The sequence below is a fragment of the Shewanella sp. SP1S2-4 genome (assembly GCF_031932075.1).
In the GTDB taxonomy this organism is placed as follows: domain Bacteria; phylum Pseudomonadota; class Gammaproteobacteria; order Enterobacterales; family Shewanellaceae; genus Shewanella; species Shewanella baltica.
In genome coordinates this window covers 201,006-219,820 of the sequence record NZ_JAUOET010000004.1, presented here as the reverse complement: position 1 = coordinate 219,820, position 18,815 = coordinate 201,006, and the positions used below count along the sequence as shown (strand labels likewise).

Here is an 18,815-nt window from a genome sequence, read left to right as displayed (position 1 = left end):
TCGTCCTAGATTTAATCCGCTTTAACTAAGGATCTAAGTGCGGTGAGCTTTTGCTGGGCGATGCCGAAAATGCTCTCGGGAGAATATTGTCCTTGGCTAGGCGTGGCCGTTTGCGACAAACTGCCTGCGGTTTTACCAAGCAGCAACTCCATGGCTTGAGTCACATGGGTAATGGCCCAAATGTGGAACTCACCTTGCGCCACTGCATCGACAATGTCTTTACGTAGCATAAGGTTAGCCATGTTCGAAGCAGGAATAATCACCCCTTGATCTGACGTACGGCCTTTAATTTTGCACACATCAAAGAAGCCTTCAATCTTCTCATTCACACCGCCAATGGGCTGAGCCTCACCAAACTGGTTCATCGAACCTGTGATGGCAATATCTTGCCTTAGTGCTTGCTCGCTAATGGCCGAGATAATGGCGCAACATTCGGCCATTGAGGCGCTATCGCCGTCCACGCCGCTGTAAGATTGCTCGAAGGTGAGGTAAGTGGTGAGCGGGATTTGCGCTGTTTTACCTAACACTGAGGCTAAATAAGCGGTTAAGATCAACACGCCCTTAGAGTGAATTCGCCCCCCTAGTTTGACTCTGTGTTCGATATCCATCACTTCACCTTTACCAAAGGCTGTGGTTGCTGTGATGCGATTGGGCATACCAAACTGATGATCTGAGGTCGAAATGACGGATAAGGCATTGATTTGCCCAACCACTTTGCCTTGAGTGCTGATCAAGGTGGTGCCGTTGGTAAAGCTCTGCATTATGTTGTCGTGCAGACGTGATACCCTTTGCTCTTGATTTCGCAGTGCTTGTTCAACATGGGGTACTAAAATGTGCAGACTGCCTGCCGATTTAGCGCAGTAGTTTGATTCCCGCAGCAGGTTGGCAATATTGGCCGAGTGTAGCGACAGTTTTTGCTGATCTTCGGCCTCCCGCGAGCTGTATTCTATGATGCGTGCTATAGCCGCACGGTCGCAGTGCAGCATGTTGTTGTCGTGGACTATGCTCGAAATAAAGCGGGCATAGTGCGCCTCTGAGGTTGCGGTTCTGTCCATCACATCTTCAAAATCGGCGGTAACGCGGAATAACTCACTGAAGTCAGGATCATAGTGCTGTAACAGCTGATAAGTTTCGTGATCGCCAAACAGAATGATTTTCACATCTAATGGGATAGGCTCAGGTGCCAAGGAAATCGTTCCCGATAGAGACACTTCCCGTTCGAGTGAGCTTAAATCCAGTTTGCGTGAACGCAGTGCGCGCTTTAGTCCGTCCCACACGTAAGGGCGCTCTAATACTTTAACGGCATCCATCAATAATACGCCGCCATTCGCCTTGTGCAGGCTGCCGGGACGGATAAGCGAGAAGTCGGTGAACACTGTACCTCTGAAGGTGGCGTTTTCCACATAGCCAAATAGGCTGTGATAACTCGGGCTTTCTTCAACGACTATGGGGAATCTTTGAGTGCCTTGGCCGACCAAAACGTTAACTTGATAGCGGCGGGGCATTTTCTTTTCTAAGGAAGCATAAGCTAGGCCTAATTGTTCTTCACTTTCTTCTAAGAAAATATCTAGGTTATCTAAGATATCCGCCTGCATACCGGTTAAGAAAGTGCGCGCTTCGGGTTGGTGCTTGAACTTATCTTTGAGTGGTTTAATAAAATGGATTAACACTTCTTTGGCGACTTGCTCGTCATGCTCTTGCTGCTTGTCGCTAAATTCTTCTTCCCATTCTGTGATTTGGCGAATAATCCCGCGCAGTTTCACTTCTAGACCGTTGATATTGCTTTCAAATTGACTGCGCTCAGTATCGGTCAAGGCGTCGAATGAGGCTTCGTCATGGGGTTCTTCTCCATTGAGCGCGACCATTTGATAGTCGCCCTGCATGGTCAAGCTGAGGCTGATGCCCTTTTGTTTTGCTTCTTCGGTTAATTCAGTGAGTGCGACTTCTTGCTTCTGTGCCAACTGGCTTTTTAGCTTTTCGGTGCGGGCATAATACATTTCATTATCAAAGGCTAAAGGCATAGCTTTGACAAGTTTAAGCATCAACTTTTCGACGGCTTTTTTGAATTCAAGCCCAGTACCAGCAGCGAGTTTAAGGACTTTAGGGCAGCGAGTATCATCGAAATTAACCACGTAGCACCAGTCGTATAGCGTGTGATCGCTTGGCTCGTGACGGCTTAAATAACGCAGCATCATGGTCCGTTTGCCTAGACCGTTCTGGCCGATGGCGTAAATGTTATAGCCCTTTTCTTTAATCCCCATCGCAAACTCTACCGCTTGCTGGGCACGTTCTTGGCCGACAATATCATCAAGTGGAGTGAGCTCGGCTGTGGACTGGCAATCTGTGCTTAATTGGTCGAGTTCGCAAATGCGATACAGTTGTTTACTGTCGAGTAGGGTGGCTTGGCTTGATACGACGTCAGTGGGCATAAATATCCTTGTTTTTTCAGCCTTATTATTTCCATTGTAGACAATAAGATAGCATTTTTGTCAATCAAAACTCTGTTATTGCTGATTTATGCCTTTAGGGATAGTTATCTGCTGCTAATAAAGTGCTGTAGCACTGCGGTCAGGCTTAATCGGTTAAGTCTAACTAATTGTTACGCAATAAACTTATCCCAATACTGACTCGAAAATTTTGTGCTAAAGTAGCAAAGTGTATGTCAGCAGTGCTTAACTGTGTAAGGACACGTTAAAGTAGTCTAGAAAGAGTCGGCTAGAAACATCCCTCTAACCTTGATGGTTTGACCTCTCCAGCCTTAAAAGGTGGTTATGATGAGGACGGTTTGCGATCTAAGACTCGCGCCAATTGAGATGTAGTGGATTGATGTTAAAAGTAAAATTTTATGATGTTTTACCGCTTGATTAACGCTTTCCCTTTGGGGCTAATTTGAGCATGCGTTTGGGGTCTTATGGTGTTTTTTGCCGTGGGTCGATTGAGCAGTAACTAAGTATTAGTTGGCAAGATGATGATAGATGTACCTATTTCGCAGCAAGATCTTGATAACTGGTTGAAAGATGTAAACTTGGTTGCCGAGATATCGAACAGTAAAGCGACATTAATAGCATGGAATGCTGCGGGTGAACTTAGCAGTATGTTAAGTTCAGATTCTGCGGCTGACAGTGAAATCCAGGCAATACTCTGTCATTTAAGCGGCAATCACTCGGCGAAAACCCTACCTAGTGCAACATTATCAGCTACTACGTCATCAACCGCTACACAGTCCAAAGCCACTCCATCAACAGCCACTCCATCAAAAACGACGACATCAGAACTCACTTCCAGTCCTTCAGATGCTGTTGAAACTTCCGTTGATGCCCAATTAGCCCAAGAGAAGTTGGTCAGCCCAACCGAGCCGATTTCGGTATTGCCTCGATTAGGTCACTATCAAATCACTACGTCATTATCTGTGTCAGAGTTAACTGAGCTGGTCAGTCAGTCGCAATTGATCATAGATACTCGGCAGCACTCAGATTGGCGCACTTGTAGCGCAATCGGCAGCGTGATTTGTTTATCCCTCGCTTGGCCATCTGGGGCAAATTTTGGCTTTTTATGTTTTTATCACAACGAGGCGCACGGCGTAGATTCGAAAACGCTGCAGCTTGCAAAGCTTATCAGCGATAGCATTCAACGCCAGTTAGGCGAGATATTGAGCCAACACAGTGCGGCTGAAGCATTAAGCCGAGGTACGCCAAGGTGTGTCGATACGGTCGATTTACAAACATTTATTGATAGTTTTGAAGAACATATTTGGATGAAAAATGCCGCTGGCATTTATACACTCTGTAATCGCAGCGTCGAGAAAGCATGGGAAATGCCCCGCAGTGAGATTGTCGGTAAATCCGATGTCGAACTCTTTGGTGAAGATATTGCGGATATTTTCCTAGAGGGGGATAGGCTCGCTATCGAGTCTGGTATGCCAATTATTGTCGCTGAGTGTTTAGACGGCAATGAAGCTAAAAATCATCTTTGGTTAGAAACGCTCAAACTCCCAACCTTAAATACCCAAGGTGAGTTTGTGGGCGTTATCGGTATGACTCGCAATATTTCCAAGCATAAAGCGGTTGAAGAACAACTGACACTGGCGACCAATGTATTTAAAAACTCGGTCGAAGGCGTGGTTGTGACCGACAGACACGGCAATATCACCGACGTAAATGGCGCATTTTTTGAGATCACAGGTTATGTGAGGGAAGAGCTGCTAGGTCAGAATCCACGGATTTTTAGCTCGGGTCGCCATGATAAAGCATTCTTCGACAAACTGTGGAATGCCCTGTTAGCTAACGGTAAGTGGAACGGTGAGATTTGGAATCGGCGTAAAAACGGCACTATTTTCCCGCAAAATATCACCATAAGTACGATTTATGATGAAGTCGGTGATGTGCGTTATTTTGTCGCTGTGTTTGCCGATATTTCTGCCCAAAAAGAGAATGAAGCGCAACTCACGCACTTAGCGTATTTTGACCCGCTAACGCATTTGCCTAATCGCATGAAGTTTATGATGCAGCTCAAACAAGAAGTACGGCAAGCTAAGCGGCTGAATTTGCAGTTAGCGACAGTGATGATTGATGTCGATTTGTTTAAGCATATCAACGACAGTTTTGGCCATAGCATAGGTGATGAAATGCTGGTCGAGCTTGCCAAGCGTTTACGCAGCCAAGTAGGCGATCAGGATGTGTTATCGCGGATTGGTGGCGATGAGTTTGTGGCGTTAATTTCGGGGATCGACAATAACGAAGATGCCACGGTTGCCATTAATCAATTACGCCAAGTATTTGAACAACCTTTTATTGTGAGCACAGGCGACCACTTGCGTTTGACCGCGAGCATGGGCGTGTCTTTGTATCCAAATGATGGAACCGATGCGGACACTCTACTGCGTAACGCCGATGCGGCCATGTATCGTGCAAAAAATGATGGCCGTAATAATTACGCTTTTTACACTGAGTCCTTAACGCAACAGTCTTTTGAACATCTTAAGCTGCAAAGTGCTCTCTATGGCGCGATTGAGCAAAATGCCTTGTACTTGATGTACCAGCCAAAACTCGACTTAGTGTCTCGAAAAACCGTGGGATTTGAAGCGCTGCTGCGTTGGCACGATCCTCAACTGGGTTTAATTTCACCCGCAGTATTTATACCCGTGGCTGAAAAAATTGGTCTTATCCATGAGATCGGTTTATGGGTGTTAGAAACCGCCTGTCGTCAGGGCATGCGTTGGCTTAGTGAAGGTAAACACTTTGGCCGCATTGCAGTGAACGTGGCCGGACAACAGTTACAGCGTAGTTCCTTTGTGGATGATGTAAAACGTGTCTTAGCTGAAACGGGCTTGCCCGCCAAACACTTAGAGCTTGAAGTGACCGAAAGTGTGATGATGCAAAATCCCGATCTTGCTATCCGTGACTTAAAGTTACTTGGCGATTTGGGCATCGAATTATCTGTCGATGACTTTGGAACCGGTTATTCATCGCTGAATTATTTGAAAAAATTACCTATTCATAAGCTGAAGATTGACCAATCCTTCGTGCGGGATATTCCCTTCGACACTAACAATACTGCGATTGCTAAAGCTGTGATTGCGCTTGGACATGCGTTGAAGCTCGACATTATCGCTGAAGGAGTGGAAACCAAAGAACAAGCCGATTTTCTGCAACAAAATCAGTGCGATCAAGCCCAAGGTTATCTCTTTAGTCGTCCGCAACTACCAGAAGATCTCGACGCATTTCTATCGTGATGCTGGCGTATTGCGAGACTGACTTATGTTAAGGCTAACTATCCTGAAATTGATTTAGTTTCACCCGATAGAACCACAGGGCTAGCGCTATGGCGCTAGTCGCTTGGGTTTGTGTCTGCTAAAATTCTGGTCATTATTTTCAGTGGTTAACCGCAATGTCTTTTAGTGTCTTATCCTTAAACTCCACATTAGTGAATACCTTAGCGAGCCTTGGCTATGAGTCGCCAACGCCTATCCAGCTAGAAGCGATCCCTACCATCTTGGCGAAACGGGATGTGATGGCTGGCGCCCATACGGGCACAGGCAAAACCGCAGCATTCGCCTTGCCAATCTTGCATCATTTGTTGGCACTCAGCCCTTTGCAAGAGTTAACTGCGGTGAGACCCGTACGCGCATTAGTCTTAGTGCCGACACGTGAGCTGGCAGTGCAGGTACAACAGAGTTTTGTTAAGTACGCTAAAGGGACCGATATCCGTGTCGGCATCGCCTACGGCGGCGTGAGTATCGATGCGCAGGTTGTCGTGTTTAATGCAGGGATAGATGTGTTAATCGCTACGCCGGGCCGTTTACTCGATCACCTCAGGCAAGGCGCATTGAGTCTTAAGCAATTGAGCGTGCTTGTGTTTGATGAAGCCGACCGTATGCTCGACATGGGCTTTATGGATGAAATTCAAGCCGTGCTCAAGCAAGTGCCGAGTGACAGACAAACGTTATTATTTTCTGCCACCTTAGATGCCGCCATCTTTAGCTTAAGTAAAACCTTACTGCACGATCCCAAGTTGATTGAAGTAGCCAAGCGCAACACGACCGCTGCCGAAATTGAGCAAGTGGTTTATGCCGTCGATGCCGACCGTAAAACCGAACTCGTCAGCCATCTGGTACGCAGTAAAAACTGGCATCAAGTGCTGATTTTTAGTCGGACTAAGCAAGGCGTAGATAAACTGGTTCAGCAACTCAATAAAGCCGATATTATTACTCAGGCGTTTCACGGTGACTTGTCCCAAGGTGCACGCGAGAAAGTCTTACAGGAATTTAAACAAGGCAAGATCCAAGTGCTAGTGGCCACGGATGTCGCCGCCCGAGGCCTAGATATCGTCGAGCTCAAATACGTGATTAACTTTGAGCTGCCTTTTATCGCGCAGGATTATATTCATCGTATCGGCCGCACAGGTCGAGCGGGCAGTGCAGGGCTTGCGATCACCCTTTTTAGCCAAGAGGACGCCCTATTACTGGAAGAAGTCGAAGTTGTATTAGACAAGCGTTTACCACAACAATGGTTGCCCGGTTTTGAACCCGACTTTGATAAAATGGACACTGAACCAAGGCGTAACGGCAAAGCGGCCCAAAAACAACGTGCCAAAAAGCGCGCTCTGGGCGGTAAGAAGCGTTAATTTTTTTATAGGAGTTTGTGTAGCGGTGTAAAGTTAATCATGTTTATCGTTTCACCGTCAGTTAGCGTTTTAATAGGATTCGGCCTTTTTGAATTGTTTTTTTGGGTGTTGTATGAAGCGATTGATGCTGTTTTTGGTTTTTATCTTGTCTATTCCTTCCGTGATCATCGCTGCATTTGTCTTTGAGGATATAGGAGGACATATTTTATTCTCTTGGTTCTCATTGACCCTTGGTCTCATCGGGATTGGTGGAATATTGAGATTTAGAGAGGATCAATTTTTAACATACGATATCGTTGAAGGGACTATTATTTCACTGGATGAAAATACCAGATACAGCCCAGAACATGAGCACTTCAGGTACCAACAAATTTTCATTAATCCGGTTGTAGAATATTTTTGGCAAGGAAAGCGTTATACAAGAGGAACTCTGATTAATTATGACGAACAAGCTTACACTCGGTTTGGACCTCAAATCGGTGACAAGATCAGTTTATGTGTTCCAATCAATTGCCCTGAAGAAGCGATTGAAAACAAATTCCTATCTAGATATATACATTTAATCATTGGTTTAATTTCTATTTCGATTTCAATCGCACTTGCTGTATTACTCTTCTCGTACTGATTTTTGCCGTTTTCATAGGTTTTAGTGATGGCGGAGCCAATCGTTAGCAGCAATGCGTATGTCTTAGATGGTCAAGTCCAAGCAGGTGATCTGAGTTATATCTCATTCTCAAACTACCCAAGCTAGAAAATCTCAAACCATCCGAGCTAGCAAAGCTTAATTGTGGAAATAAAATCTCAAACTGCGTTCCATGAGCAGAGCAAACAAAAAGGGCTTAACCTTGCGGTTAAGCCCTTCTGGTAAAATTGGTGGAGGCGGCGGGACTTGAACCCGCGTCCAGAACACCTACATCCAAGGCACTACATGCTTAGTCTCTCTTTTAATTAACCCGAATAAACTCCGAAAGACAGGATTTCATCGGGCGAGTCCGGTACTATTTCGCGGTTCACCCCCGGACGGAGTTCCCTCGCTATCAAATGTAAGATGACCATCTGTATACACTGCCCATTTGAGAGACCTGTGTCAGATGGCTAGCTAGCCTAAGCTGCTAGAGCGTAGTTATCGTCGTTTGCAACTATAACTTTGCGGCTTTTTACGAGGCCAACCGCCCCTCGGCATGCTCCCAGGGTTTCGTGAATCCTGTCGAATCCAGAATCGCCCCCAAGAATTTGATTGTAACCCGTAGCATAATGATTACCTAGCATCATTTGCTTCAAGTTCAATCGTTTGTTCATTATCCGTGCGTTTTTTCTTTTTTCATCACACGGGCTTTTTCAACTTCCCATTCACGCGCTTTAGTATCTTCGCGCTTATCGTGATCTTTCTTACCTTTACCTAGGCCAATTTCCACTTTTACCCATGCACCTTTACGCCAGTACATTGAGATAGGAATGATAGAGTAGCCTTGGCGCTCAACTAAGCCCGCTAGTTTATCTAGCTCTTTACGGCTGAGTAGCAATTTTTTTAAGCGTAGTGGGTCGCAGACAACGTGTGTCGAGGCCGTATTCAAGGGAATAATGGTGCAGCCATGCATAAAGGCTTCGCCATTTTTCAGGAATACGTAACAGTCAGACAAGTTGACCTTACCCATACGAATAGATTTAACTTCCCATCCCATGAGGGATAGGCCAGCTTCCATTTTCTCTTCGAAACGGTATTCGAAGGTTGCGCGCTTATTACGTGCGATAGTCGCAGGCGCGGCTTTGCTTGATTTTTTCTTTACCATAGTGGCGCCATTATACGCACGGTTAATCAATTTGGTATTGATATAAGGTTTTATTTAGCTAATTTCAAGCCTCTATCGCGTTGTTGCTGTTTTTTTGAACGCGATTAGGCTGTTGAGTATCAACCTAAGTGCACAAGGGGTGCGTTTTTTACGTATCGTGATAAAATCCGTGCAAATTTTGATTGCTTGCCTAAGTTGTTTATCTTGCGTGCGTTCTTTTTGTGCGTACGAGCTTGTTTAGGTCGTTGTGAAGTCGTTAGTGAAGAGTGCTAAGTCCTATGCCGCAAATTTCTCGAAGTGTGTTAGTCCGTTTTAGTGCGATGCAAATGTATGACTTAGTGAATGATGTCGAGTCGTATAAAGAGTTTTTACCCGGTTGTGTGGGTGGCAAAGTCTTAGAATTTGACGGCAAAACTATGCTGGCATCTGTGGATGTGAGTAAAGCGGGGATCCGTAAGACCTTTACGACTCGCAACCAAGTGGTTCCTGGTAAGAGTATTGATTTAACATTGGAAAATGGACCCTTTAAGCATTTATTGGGGCAGTGGCGTTTTACTGAGCTGACTGAAGAGGCCTGCAAGGTAGAATTTGAGCTGAGTTTTGAGTTTTCAAGCTCGTTAGCCGATATGGCCTTTGGTAAAGTGTTTAATGATCTTATGGTATCAATGGTGACGGCATTTACGAGTCGCGCTAAGGTAATTTACAGTGATAAATGAGACAGATAAGTTTGTAGTTGATGTGGTTTACGCCTTACCTACACAGCAAAAAGTGATTTCGGTGAATGTGAATCCTGGCACGTCAGCGATAGAGGTGGTGCGTTTAAGTAACATAGTGAGCTTTTTCCCTGAGATCGATTTAGACACGGTTAAGCTGGGTGTGTTTAGTAATGTGGTCAAACATGACCAAGTGATTTTACCAGGCCAAAGGGTTGAGATTTATCGTCCTTTGATTGCTGATCCTAAGGATGTGCGTCGCCGCCGTGCGGATAAAGCTAAAGATGAAGGCCGCGCGAATAAAGTGACGGGCGGACGAGCTTAATAGGATTGCTATAAAGACTGATATCAGTTTGCCATCATTGCTCAATAAAAAAGCGCCCTTAGGCGCTTTTTGTATTTCATTTGACTGAGAAGAGCATAAGCAAAGTTTAGGATATTACTTAATTGGTTTTTGAACCTGCGCTTCTGCTTGGTTTTCTTTTACTAAGGGCTTGGCATCGGGACGCTGTGCAGGAATTTGTGGCACTAGCTCAGTTTTATTCCCCGTAGGTAAACTACTTTGCTCGAGTGGCGTATCAAATTCTTTGCTTAGCTCATAATCACCATTCACTGCGGTCAGTTTATCACCCGTAAAGTGCAAAATGAGTTCTTTATGCGTAATGCTGGCATCGCGTCCACTCTTGTAGTGATACACATAGTACCAAGTATCGTCGGCGAAACTATCGCGTAAAACCGGACGGCCGAGAATGTATTCGGCTTGTTCTTTGGTCATGTCAATGCGCAACTTTTCAACTTGTTGCGGTTCCATGTAGTTACCCTGTGGAATGTCGGGCTTATAAATCAACCAATCGAACACACTACAAGCACTGAGCGAAACAGAGAGCGCCACAGCGCTCAGCAGGGTAAGACTTTGCTTTTTATTGATCATTGTATGCGCTACTTCTGAAAATCTGGCGGCCATAATACCCAAGCATTCCCCCTCATGACAAGGGCAATCGGGCTTTGCTGCCGTCATAGATCGAATTGTGTGACTTTTCGACCCGCGATATTTGCTTTAGTTCTCAATCTTTAAGGATATTTATTACTGGAAGTCACGTGGCAACTGTGGAGGTGTTTTTAGCCTCTTAAGCGTGCTGACAGGATTGTATAAAAGGAAATGAGGGCCAGATTTTTTCTTTAAAGCCAAGCAATTAGTCAGTAAGTCGATAAACAGTTTGTGTGGCGATAAACATAGTAATCTTGCTTAAATCAGATTAAAGTTACCGATATTTTTTTATTATGTTCTTGTACTGTGGCTTTAGTTATGAGTTCGCAGTGTTTGAAATAAAGTATTGGGATAGATGCTTTGGGGTCATTAGTTTGTGTAGGCACGGGCTTGCAGCTGGCTGGACAAATCTGTGTGATGAGTCGCAGTTATATTGAACATGCCGATGTGGTGTTTTCACTCCTGCCCGATGGTTTTTCCCAGTGTTGGATCCAGAACATTAATCCCAATGTCATCAATTTACAGTCGTTTTATGCTCAAAATGGCGAAGTGAAAAATCGCCGAGAAACCTATGAACAAATGGTTAATGCTATATTGGAGGCTGTGAGGGCTGGCAAGAAAACCGTTTGTGCGCTTTATGGTCATCCAGGAATTTTTGCCTGTGTTTCCCATATGGCGATTACGCGGGCTAGGGCAGAAGGGTTTTCAGCGAAGATGGAGCCGGGGATTTCGGCCGAGGCGTGTTTATGGGCAGATTTAGGTATCGACCCCGGCAGCTCTGGGCATCAAAGCTTTGAAGCTAGCCAGTTTATGTTTTTTAATCATGTGCCCGATGCGACAACCCATTTATTGTTATGGCAAATTGCGATTGCTGGTGAACATACCTTAACTCAGTTCCATACTACGAGTGACAGGCTGCAGATTTTGGTTGAACAACTGCATCAATGGTATCCGCGAGATCATCAAGTGGTGATCTACGAAGCTGCTAATCTGCCAGTTCAAGCCCCTAGAATTGAGTATTTGCCATTGAGTAAGCTGCCTGAGGCAAACTTGTCTCCGATCAGTACTTTACTGATCCCGCCAGCAAAAAAACTCGAATACAACTATGCTATTTTAACTAAATTAGGCATTAGACCTGAAGACTTAGGTTAATTGCGAGTGCTGTACTTCTGAGCTGAGTTCGGGAGTCATTATTTAAATAAGGAAAAGTATGTCTGCATTATCGGATTTTTTTACTCAGTTGGGTCAAGATGCACAGCTGATGGAAGCGTATCAACAGGATCCTGAGGCCGTTATGCGTGCCCATGGGTTAACTGATGAAGAAATTGCAGCCGTCATGTCGGGAGACATGGAAAAACTGAAAAGCTTGAGTGGCGATGGTGATTATCAGTCCTACTTAGTTATTTCCCATGGTAACGGTGAGTAATTGAAACTCCTGCGCGCTTTTTTGTGGTTATGTTCGGGTATATTTTGTATGCCCTTAATGGCTGCAACTATCAATTTTGATGAGGCGTTAGCAGAGCTGGAGCAACTACAACATACCGATCTACCCAGTGCTATTACTAAGCTCCATGAACTTGAAGCTGATTTCGAGCATATGACGCGTTTTCAACAAGGGCGCTTATTAGTATTTAAAGGGACTTCATTTATTTATTCAGGTCAATATCAAGAAGCCCTAGATAATTTAATTCAATCAGAAAATTTAGTTCAAAATAGCGATTATTTATTTTCTGCCTATAGCTATGAGGCAACGGCGTACATCGCCCTTAGGAACTTTAAAGATGCTTTTGTTGTAATGAGCAAAAGTCTAGGATTAATAGATCGAATTGATAATATAGATATCAAACGTGCTGCATATCTACGTTTAGCCAGTTTGTACTCTGCAATGGGCATAAAAGAAGAGGTCGGGATCTACGCGGCTAAGGCACTATCACTTGCTGCAGCAGATAATGTAAAAGATATTTGTACTGCAAAGTTGTATTTATCAGTTTATCAATTAGAGCTTGAAATATATGACAAGGCATTTGATGAATTCCAGAACACACACGATTTTTGTGAGTCTAATGGTTTCCCATTGATTTCGTTTATTGCATTGAAAGGAATGGGGGAGTCTAAGTTAAGGTTGCAAGAATACACCTCTGCAGTTGCTTTACTTTTGAAAGCGCTAAAGGGGTACGAGTCTTTTAACTTTCAATTAGAAATTAATAGTGTCCATTCTTTGTTAGCCGAAGCATATTTTTCACTGAAGCAATTTGCTAATGCGGTCGAGCATGCCAAGTTCGTTACGTCATTACCTAATGAACCTAGTTATACCGAGTTAAAGCATAATGTCTTTAAAGTGTTAGCTGGCTTAAATGCTGAGAATAAACAGTTTGAACAAGCCTATGAGTATTCGAAAAAAGAGCAGTATTACAATCAGCTGATGTTTGATGAAGCGAAAATGAAAACGTTAGCGTATCAGGCCGCTAAATTTAATGCCGATGAACAGGCGCGTGAGATCAATCTACTCAATAAAGAGCGAGAGCTTTATATCGCCCAGCAAACGGTAAAAGAGCGCGAATACACCAATATGCTGATGTTTATCACTATTTTAGTGGGTGGACTGTTCTTCCTCGGCATTTTGTTAGCGGTAGGCCAGATGCAGAAGCGCAAGTTTATGCGTATGGCGAGAATGGATGCATTGACAGGTATTTTGAATCGCGGGGCAGGGCAAGAGTTAGGAGAAAACCTTTTTGTGCAAGCCACGGCCCGCGGCGGGGATTTTTGTGTCATTTTATTCGATTTAGATTTCTTTAAACGCATCAACGATTCTTTTGGTCATGGCACTGGCGATTGGGCGCTTAAAAAGGTGGTTGATTCCCTTAAATCTCATATCCGAAATGGTGATGTTTTTGCTCGTATCGGCGGTGAGGAGTTTGCGATTTTATTACCCTATGCCGATGAAGAGAAAGGTATGGAAGTGGCAGAGCAGTGCCGAGCCCGTATCGAGGCCATTGATACCCAACATTCAGGACATAAGTTCGTCATTACGGCGAGTTTTGGCGTGAGCGGTTTAATGGCTGATGATCTGATTTTAGACCCATTATTTCACCGAGCCGACATGGCGCTTTATGCCGCTAAGGCCAATGGCCGCAATGCCGTAGTACGCTATTCTGACATCTTAAAATGTGACAAGCAGGCAACTGATTTACGGCGTCATATCGCATCGCCCTCTGTGTAATGTAAGTCGAGTGAACATTTAGTCTCATCCTGAGTTGGCAAAGTCCTTACTGGTTTTTATCGTTGCTTCATTTGTTTCTCGTTTTGCGTTTTGCCGCCACTAACAAAAATGCGATAACAGTCTAAGGCGTCTCTGAACGCTCTTTTACTCAGCTTTGTTGCTCCAGTTGATTTCCTCCACGCTTAAGTGTTTTTCGTACCAAAAATTTCTCATTTTTAATGAATTGCCTTGACCTTGTTAATAAATAAATGGGATATCATAGTTGCTAATTCGCCTAGCTGCGGCTGGGCTATTATATGGAACACTGCGCATTCCTTTTTCCGTTGGAGCCTTCATGGAACAGTCGAGTTTACTCACGTCGGTGCTGCTATTTTTATTGGCGGCGGTTATTTTTGTTCCTTTGGGTAAACGTTTTGGCGCCGGCCCGATTCTTTCCTACCTAGGTGCTGGCATCATTTTAGGCCCAGGCGGCATGGCCTTAGTTTCTGATCCTGCTGCTGTGTTGCATTTTGCCGAGTTAGGTGTAGTGCTGATGTTGTTTGTACTTGGACTCGAATTAAATCCAAGTAAATTATGGGAACTTCGCAGTGCTATCTTTGGTTTAGGCAGTGGTCAATTGTTGTTGTCATGGGCTGCGATTGGTGGTTTAGCTTGGGGCTTTGGTTTGTCTGTTGACGCAGCTTTAGTGGTTGGCGCCGCGCTATCTTTATCATCGACAGCCTTTGCTGTGCAGTTAATGAGTGAACATAGGTTGCTCACAACCCCACTCGGGCGTGATGCTTTTGGTGTCTTGTTAATGCAAGATCTTGCCGTTATCCCCATGTTGCTGCTGACGGCATATTTGGCGCCTAATTCGGCGCAGATTGAACATCATGCCGTGCCTTGGTACTGGACGTGTCTAGCCCTAGTAGGGTTTGTGTTAGTGGGCAAATACTTACTGCCAAAACTCCTTAAGTTAGTCGCAAGCAGCGGGGTGCGTGAAGTACTCACCGCCTTTGCGTTACTGCTCGTGATGGGCAGCGCTGAGTTAATGGAGTGGCTTGGACTCTCAGCGGGTATGGGGGCATTTTTGGCGGGTATTATGCTCGCAAACTCAAGTTATCGACATCAACTCGAAACTGACATCGAACCCTTTAAAGGCTTATTGCTTGGGCTGTTTTTCATGGCGGTCGGTATGAGTATGGATTTGAAATTATTGATATCAGATCCGCTACTTATCTTATGTATTTTAATGGCGATGTTGCTGATTAAAACGTTTGTGCTGATGGTGCTGGGCCGCATTCGGCACCACAAATGGCGACCGAGTATTGCGTTGGGGTTGATCCTTGCTGAAGGCGGTGAATTTGCCTTTGTGCTGTTATCCCAGGCGCAATTATCTGGCATTGTCGGCGATAAAATTGCGCAAGTGTTAGTGCTGGCGATTGGTTTGTCTATGGCGGTGACGCCGATATTGTTTACCCTGTTTCGCGCAACTAAGGCTAAGGTGGTGGACACTCGCCTGCCAGATACGATTAATGTCACTGAATCGGAAGTGGTGATTGCCGGTTTTGGCCGAGTAGGCCAGATAACCGGGCGTATTTTGGCCTCCTCTGGGATCCCTTTTGTCGCATTGGATAAGGATGCGAGCCATGTGGATGTGATTCGCAAATATGGCGGTGAGGTCTATTTTGGTGATGCCAGACGCTTAGACATGTTGATGTCGGCGGGGATCGCGCGCTCGCGTTTGTTATTGCTGGCCGTGGACAGTGTTGAGGATTCCATCGAAATCGCCCAGCAAGTGAAAACCCATTTTCCCCATATCCACATAGTCGCGCGGGCAAGGGATCGTAACCATGCTTATCGTTTAATGAGCCTTGGGGTGACGGATGTCTTTCGTGAGACCTTTGGTTCGGCGCTGTCGGCCAGTGAGAAGATCCTCCAAGGTTTAGGTCTATCTCAGGTACAAGCCAACGAGCGGGTAAAAATCTTTGCTGAGCATGATAAGAAACTGGTGATTGCGAGCGCAGCTCATCAAAATGATTTAGCGACGTTAATCAATCTATCGAATAAGGGTAAGGCAGAGTTGGAATCCCTTATGCGCGGTGATAGGGAGAATGTCAGTTAATATGCTGGGTATCATTTGCCATTCTCAATTGAGGATTTAGATGTCAAAAGAGAGCATAAATGCTCTCTTTTTTGTTGGAAACATATCCACTTTCGCGCTGCAGTTTAGCGCTTAAATCTATTTAGCGCTCAAAAACTATAGCTGTATTGCAGTTTGACGTTGCGTTCTTCACCCGGCATACCGCCTAAGAACATCGCTTTACTGTAATAGTCTTTATTGAATAGATTATTGATATTAAGCTGGATTTTCCAAGAATCAGTGCTGTAACTCACCGCCGAGTCGACGACAGTATAGCTAGGCACGTAACCGTCTGGAATTCCAAATGAGCTCGAGTGCGTGCTGCGATCATCTACAAATTTAGCACCAAGGCTTAATTCGATTGGGCTTGATAAGCTAAACCAATCGGCGCCATAGGTCACCCAAGCGCTGGCAGTGACATAAGGCACGCCTTTTTGACGGCTATTGTAGGTTAAACTACTTGGATTTTGTTTATCCCTTGCATCTTGGTACATGCCGTTAAGGTTGATACGCCAGCTGTCGTTTAAGTGGGCATTGAGATCGAGTTCAACCCCTTGGGTATCTTCACTTCCGTCGTAAAAATACACGGGTACTTCTGGTCCTGATACACCTATTTTATATTCTTCATTCGTATAGGGCACATTGGTACGCGAGCTCTTAAAGAGCACCAATGATGCGAGCATTTGATCATCAAAGGCTTTAAAGCGCATACCCAGATCATTGCTTACCGATTCTGAATCTTCACGGTCAGTATTTTTGCCGGTCACAGTGCCTAATATACTGTAAGCAGTCCGCCCCTTAGAGTGGTTCAAAAAGAAAGATAAGTCGTCCGTCGGCATATAGGTTAAACCTAGATTATAGGTGATGCCGTTATCCGTAGTGTCCTCTTCCTGCGTCGCAGCAGCTTGACTTGCACTATAGCGTTCATCGACACCTAAGTGTTCATAACTTTGTTTTATCTCGTTAAAGGCAACGCCTACACGCGTGGTGAAGCCATGTCCTAAATATCCCACGTGTTGTAATCCTAGACCCCAAGCACTGACCTTTTTGTCGTAGTTAGCGGTCTTGAGTGGGTCATAGTCCTCAAATTTACCTGTGCCCCAATTAGGATTACGGATGTCATAAATATAAGGCAGGGAGCCTTGATAAGTAATTTCACCTTTCTTGTTTTTAAAGATTTGATCGGCATCGTAGATAGAATATTGCTGGAAGCGAATATTACGGTCTTCATAGTTGGCATTGACCAATAATTCATTGTCTATGTTACCAATTTGGAAGTCATAACGTAGATCGGCAAAGTACTGCCACGAAGTCTCGTCGGCATCGACTTTACGGTATTCCTGACGTCTTGCAGCAAAAGGATAAAGTACGCCATTTTCAACTAAAGGCGATCTAGGCTCTTCGTTAATCACGTCGGTAGGTACGTTTTTAATCTTGATGTTACGCTTCCAATAGACGTAGTTATAGGCGCCAGTTTGGCGGGCGAAACCTGACGTGTAGTCGCGATACTGCAATTGTTGATTGAGGAACAAATTGTCAGTGAAATAGATATTATGGGTCAGTTTAAATCTTAACTCTTCACCCTCATTGTCCTTCGCCATGGGTGAAATCAGCCCTGCATCACCAAACGAATAGGGGGTTAAGCCGTCAGCGCCCGACAACGAGGCCGCTAACTGCTGACGCTGTGCATCGGTGAGTTGTAGACCATTACCGTTGGGATCATTAACCAGATCTTGCCACGTGACCTCGCCCGCGCTCTTACCGCCGACAGATTCTGCATTGTAAATCCGGATCGGGTGACCAATTGAATCAACGGCAATAGCATCTTTTATGTAAGCACCTGAAAGCATTAAATCTTGGCTATCACTTAATACCCATTTTAAGGCGCCATAGATTTCGTCTCTGTCTGTACCGATATCGCGATACCCATCACTGCGGCCAGATTTGGCCACTAAACGGTAGGCGACATCATCGCTCAGGCCGCCCGTGCTATCCAGAGCAAGGGAGTAGGTGTCCCATTGGCCCATTTCGGCGCTGAACTTATGCTTTGACTCAAACTGCGGTTTCTTTTCAATCAGATTGATCACGCCGCCAGCACTTCCCATGCCATAGAGTCCAGTCGCTGGGCCTTTTAATACCTCAACGGATTCAACGTTGGTTAAAGAGCGCGTGGGGTTGAATGTATTTCCTAGGCCTGCACCGCCATACATACCGTCATAGGTGTAATTTGCGCCTAAACCACGGATGACTATGTTGTCACCAATGCCATAGTTATTTCCCGCTTGAGTCACGCCACTGATGTTACGGATCAAGTCCTGCAGATTATCTGTACCTTGGGTTTCGATCAGCTCTTGGTCAACAATCACAACTGCTGCTGGGGTTTCCATAAGAGACATGTCGGATTTAGTCGCCAGCCCTGAATTCTTCACTACTGAGTTCTGTCTGCCATAAACCGTGATGCGCTCAACGTTGGCTTCAGCATTTGCTGATGTCGAGTTGGCTTCGGCGTGTGCGGTTTGTGATAAAACAGAAAGGCAGGCGAGTGCAGTTAGCGACAAACGAAATGGTTTCATTAATGGTTCCCCCAAATAAATAGGTCGCGAATAGTAATGATTTGCATTTAAGTTGGCAACAAATGTTTCAGCATTTATTGTCAAAATGTGCAGTGCTGCCAATAAATGCTGCAAAAGCATCTTTGTGAGCAAACCAGTAATGGGTTCTAGCAAGAGAGAAGCGTCATAAAAGGGCGGTTTTACGCTCCATCCCGTTGTAATTTCAAATTTGTTTCATTTTTTTTATAAAAAAGTGATTTATTTTTTGAGTTAACCATCACATCCCACCTTGTTGATCGGGAAACGCA

Annotated in this window: 13 protein-coding genes and 1 other RNA gene; 9 read left to right on the top strand and 5 right to left on the bottom strand. The window is 44.9% G+C overall.

The features are described from left to right. Positions 1–11: 11 nt before the first annotated feature. Positions 12–2,429, bottom strand: coding sequence for an ATP-binding protein (locus Q4Q52_RS06915; protein WP_311990178.1), 2,418 nt, complete (start codon positions 2,427–2,429; stop codon positions 12–14). Positions 2,430–2,965: 536 nt separating this feature from the next. Here Q4Q52_RS06915 and Q4Q52_RS06910 point away from each other — a divergent pair. The 3 genes from Q4Q52_RS06910 to Q4Q52_RS06900 all read left to right on the top strand — a co-directional run bounded on the left by Q4Q52_RS06910 (position 2,966) and on the right by Q4Q52_RS06900 (position 7,747). Continuing rightward, positions 2,966–5,731, top strand: a complete 2,766-nt coding sequence (locus Q4Q52_RS06910; RefSeq protein ID WP_311990177.1) for an EAL domain-containing protein — start codon at positions 2,966–2,968, stop codon at positions 5,729–5,731. Positions 5,732–5,886: 155 nt separating this feature from the next. Next, on the top strand, positions 5,887–7,122 hold the full coding sequence (locus Q4Q52_RS06905; protein ID WP_311990176.1) for a DEAD/DEAH box helicase: 1,236 nt from the start codon (positions 5,887–5,889) through the stop codon (positions 7,120–7,122). Between the two features lie 112 nt (positions 7,123–7,234). Further along, positions 7,235–7,747 carry a hypothetical protein gene (locus Q4Q52_RS06900; protein WP_261271868.1) on the top strand — a complete coding sequence of 171 codons (513 nt, stop codon included), beginning with the start codon at positions 7,235–7,237 and terminating at the stop codon, positions 7,745–7,747. Between the two features lie 246 nt (positions 7,748–7,993). Here Q4Q52_RS06900 and ssrA read toward each other — a convergent pair. Both ssrA and smpB read right to left on the bottom strand, forming a co-directional pair. Further along, positions 7,994–8,349: a transfer-messenger RNA gene (gene ssrA / locus Q4Q52_RS06895) on the bottom strand. Positions 8,350–8,420: 71 nt separating this feature from the next. After that, positions 8,421–8,912 (bottom strand): SsrA-binding protein SmpB, encoded by a 492-nt coding sequence (gene smpB, locus Q4Q52_RS06890; RefSeq protein WP_011790147.1) that lies wholly within the window; start codon positions 8,910–8,912, stop codon positions 8,421–8,423. 278 nt (positions 8,913–9,190) lie between these two features. Here smpB and Q4Q52_RS06885 point away from each other — a divergent pair, with 278 nt between their 5' ends. Further along, complete coding sequence (locus Q4Q52_RS06885; protein ID WP_028760728.1) at positions 9,191–9,628, top strand: type II toxin-antitoxin system RatA family toxin; 438 nt, start codon at positions 9,191–9,193, stop codon at positions 9,626–9,628. Continuing rightward, complete coding sequence (locus Q4Q52_RS06880; RefSeq protein ID WP_259573956.1) at positions 9,618–9,950, top strand: RnfH family protein; 333 nt, start codon at positions 9,618–9,620, stop codon at positions 9,948–9,950. The genes Q4Q52_RS06885 and Q4Q52_RS06880 overlap by 11 nt, the downstream gene beginning before the upstream one ends. A 114-nt stretch (positions 9,951–10,064) precedes the next feature. Here Q4Q52_RS06880 and Q4Q52_RS06875 read toward each other — a convergent pair whose 3' ends face one another. Then, positions 10,065–10,556, bottom strand: coding sequence for an outer membrane protein assembly factor BamE (locus Q4Q52_RS06875; protein WP_300477951.1), 492 nt, complete (start codon positions 10,554–10,556; stop codon positions 10,065–10,067). Positions 10,557–10,973: 417 nt separating this feature from the next. Between Q4Q52_RS06875 and Q4Q52_RS06870 the strand changes: the two genes are divergently transcribed. The 4 genes from Q4Q52_RS06870 to Q4Q52_RS06855 all read left to right on the top strand — a co-directional run bounded on the left by Q4Q52_RS06870 (position 10,974) and on the right by Q4Q52_RS06855 (position 15,937). After that, positions 10,974–11,765 (top strand): SAM-dependent methyltransferase, encoded by a 792-nt coding sequence (locus tag Q4Q52_RS06870; protein ID WP_311890085.1) that lies wholly within the window; start codon positions 10,974–10,976, stop codon positions 11,763–11,765. Between the two features lie 58 nt (positions 11,766–11,823). Continuing rightward, positions 11,824–12,039, top strand: a complete 216-nt coding sequence (locus tag Q4Q52_RS06865) for a hypothetical protein (protein WP_063882706.1) — start codon at positions 11,824–11,826, stop codon at positions 12,037–12,039. A 48-nt stretch (positions 12,040–12,087) separates the two neighbouring features. Next, the gene (locus Q4Q52_RS06860) at positions 12,088–13,833 is read left to right on the top strand and encodes a GGDEF domain-containing protein (protein ID WP_311990175.1); all 1,746 of its coding nucleotides are present in this window, start codon (positions 12,088–12,090) and stop codon (positions 13,831–13,833) included. Between the two features lie 334 nt (positions 13,834–14,167). Beyond that, a complete protein-coding gene (locus Q4Q52_RS06855; protein ID WP_311990174.1) occupies positions 14,168–15,937 on the top strand; it encodes a monovalent cation:proton antiporter-2 (CPA2) family protein in 1,770 nt (589 codons plus the stop codon). A gap of 128 nt (positions 15,938–16,065) precedes the next feature. Here the strand turns inward: Q4Q52_RS06855 and Q4Q52_RS06850 are convergent, their stop codons facing one another. Further along, positions 16,066–18,528, bottom strand: coding sequence for a TonB-dependent receptor domain-containing protein (locus Q4Q52_RS06850; RefSeq protein ID WP_311990173.1), 2,463 nt, complete (start codon positions 18,526–18,528; stop codon positions 16,066–16,068). Positions 18,529–18,815 lie beyond the last annotated feature (287 nt).

Excerpts from the sequence above, each read along its gene's own strand:
- Q4Q52_RS06915 (WP_311990178.1), bottom strand. The coding sequence starts at position 2,429 with ATGCCCACTGACGTCGTATCAAGCCAAGCCACCCTACTCGACAGTAAA.
- Q4Q52_RS06910 (WP_311990177.1), top strand. The coding sequence starts at position 2,966 with ATGATGATAGATGTACCTATTTCGCAGCAAGATCTTGATAACTGGTTG.
- Q4Q52_RS06905 (WP_311990176.1), top strand. The coding sequence starts at position 5,887 with ATGTCTTTTAGTGTCTTATCCTTAAACTCCACATTAGTGAATACCTTA.
- Q4Q52_RS06900 (WP_261271868.1), top strand. The coding sequence starts at position 7,235 with ATGAAGCGATTGATGCTGTTTTTGGTTTTTATCTTGTCTATTCCTTCC.
- smpB (WP_011790147.1), bottom strand. The coding sequence starts at position 8,912 with ATGGTAAAGAAAAAATCAAGCAAAGCCGCGCCTGCGACTATCGCACGT.
- Q4Q52_RS06885 (WP_028760728.1), top strand. The coding sequence starts at position 9,191 with ATGCCGCAAATTTCTCGAAGTGTGTTAGTCCGTTTTAGTGCGATGCAA.
- Q4Q52_RS06875 (WP_300477951.1), bottom strand. The coding sequence starts at position 10,556 with ATGATCAATAAAAAGCAAAGTCTTACCCTGCTGAGCGCTGTGGCGCTC.
- Q4Q52_RS06865 (WP_063882706.1), top strand. The coding sequence starts at position 11,824 with ATGTCTGCATTATCGGATTTTTTTACTCAGTTGGGTCAAGATGCACAG.
- Q4Q52_RS06860 (WP_311990175.1), top strand. The coding sequence starts at position 12,088 with ATGCCCTTAATGGCTGCAACTATCAATTTTGATGAGGCGTTAGCAGAG.
- Q4Q52_RS06855 (WP_311990174.1), top strand. The coding sequence starts at position 14,168 with ATGGAACAGTCGAGTTTACTCACGTCGGTGCTGCTATTTTTATTGGCG.
- Q4Q52_RS06850 (WP_311990173.1), bottom strand. The coding sequence starts at position 18,528 with ATGAAACCATTTCGTTTGTCGCTAACTGCACTCGCCTGCCTTTCTGTT.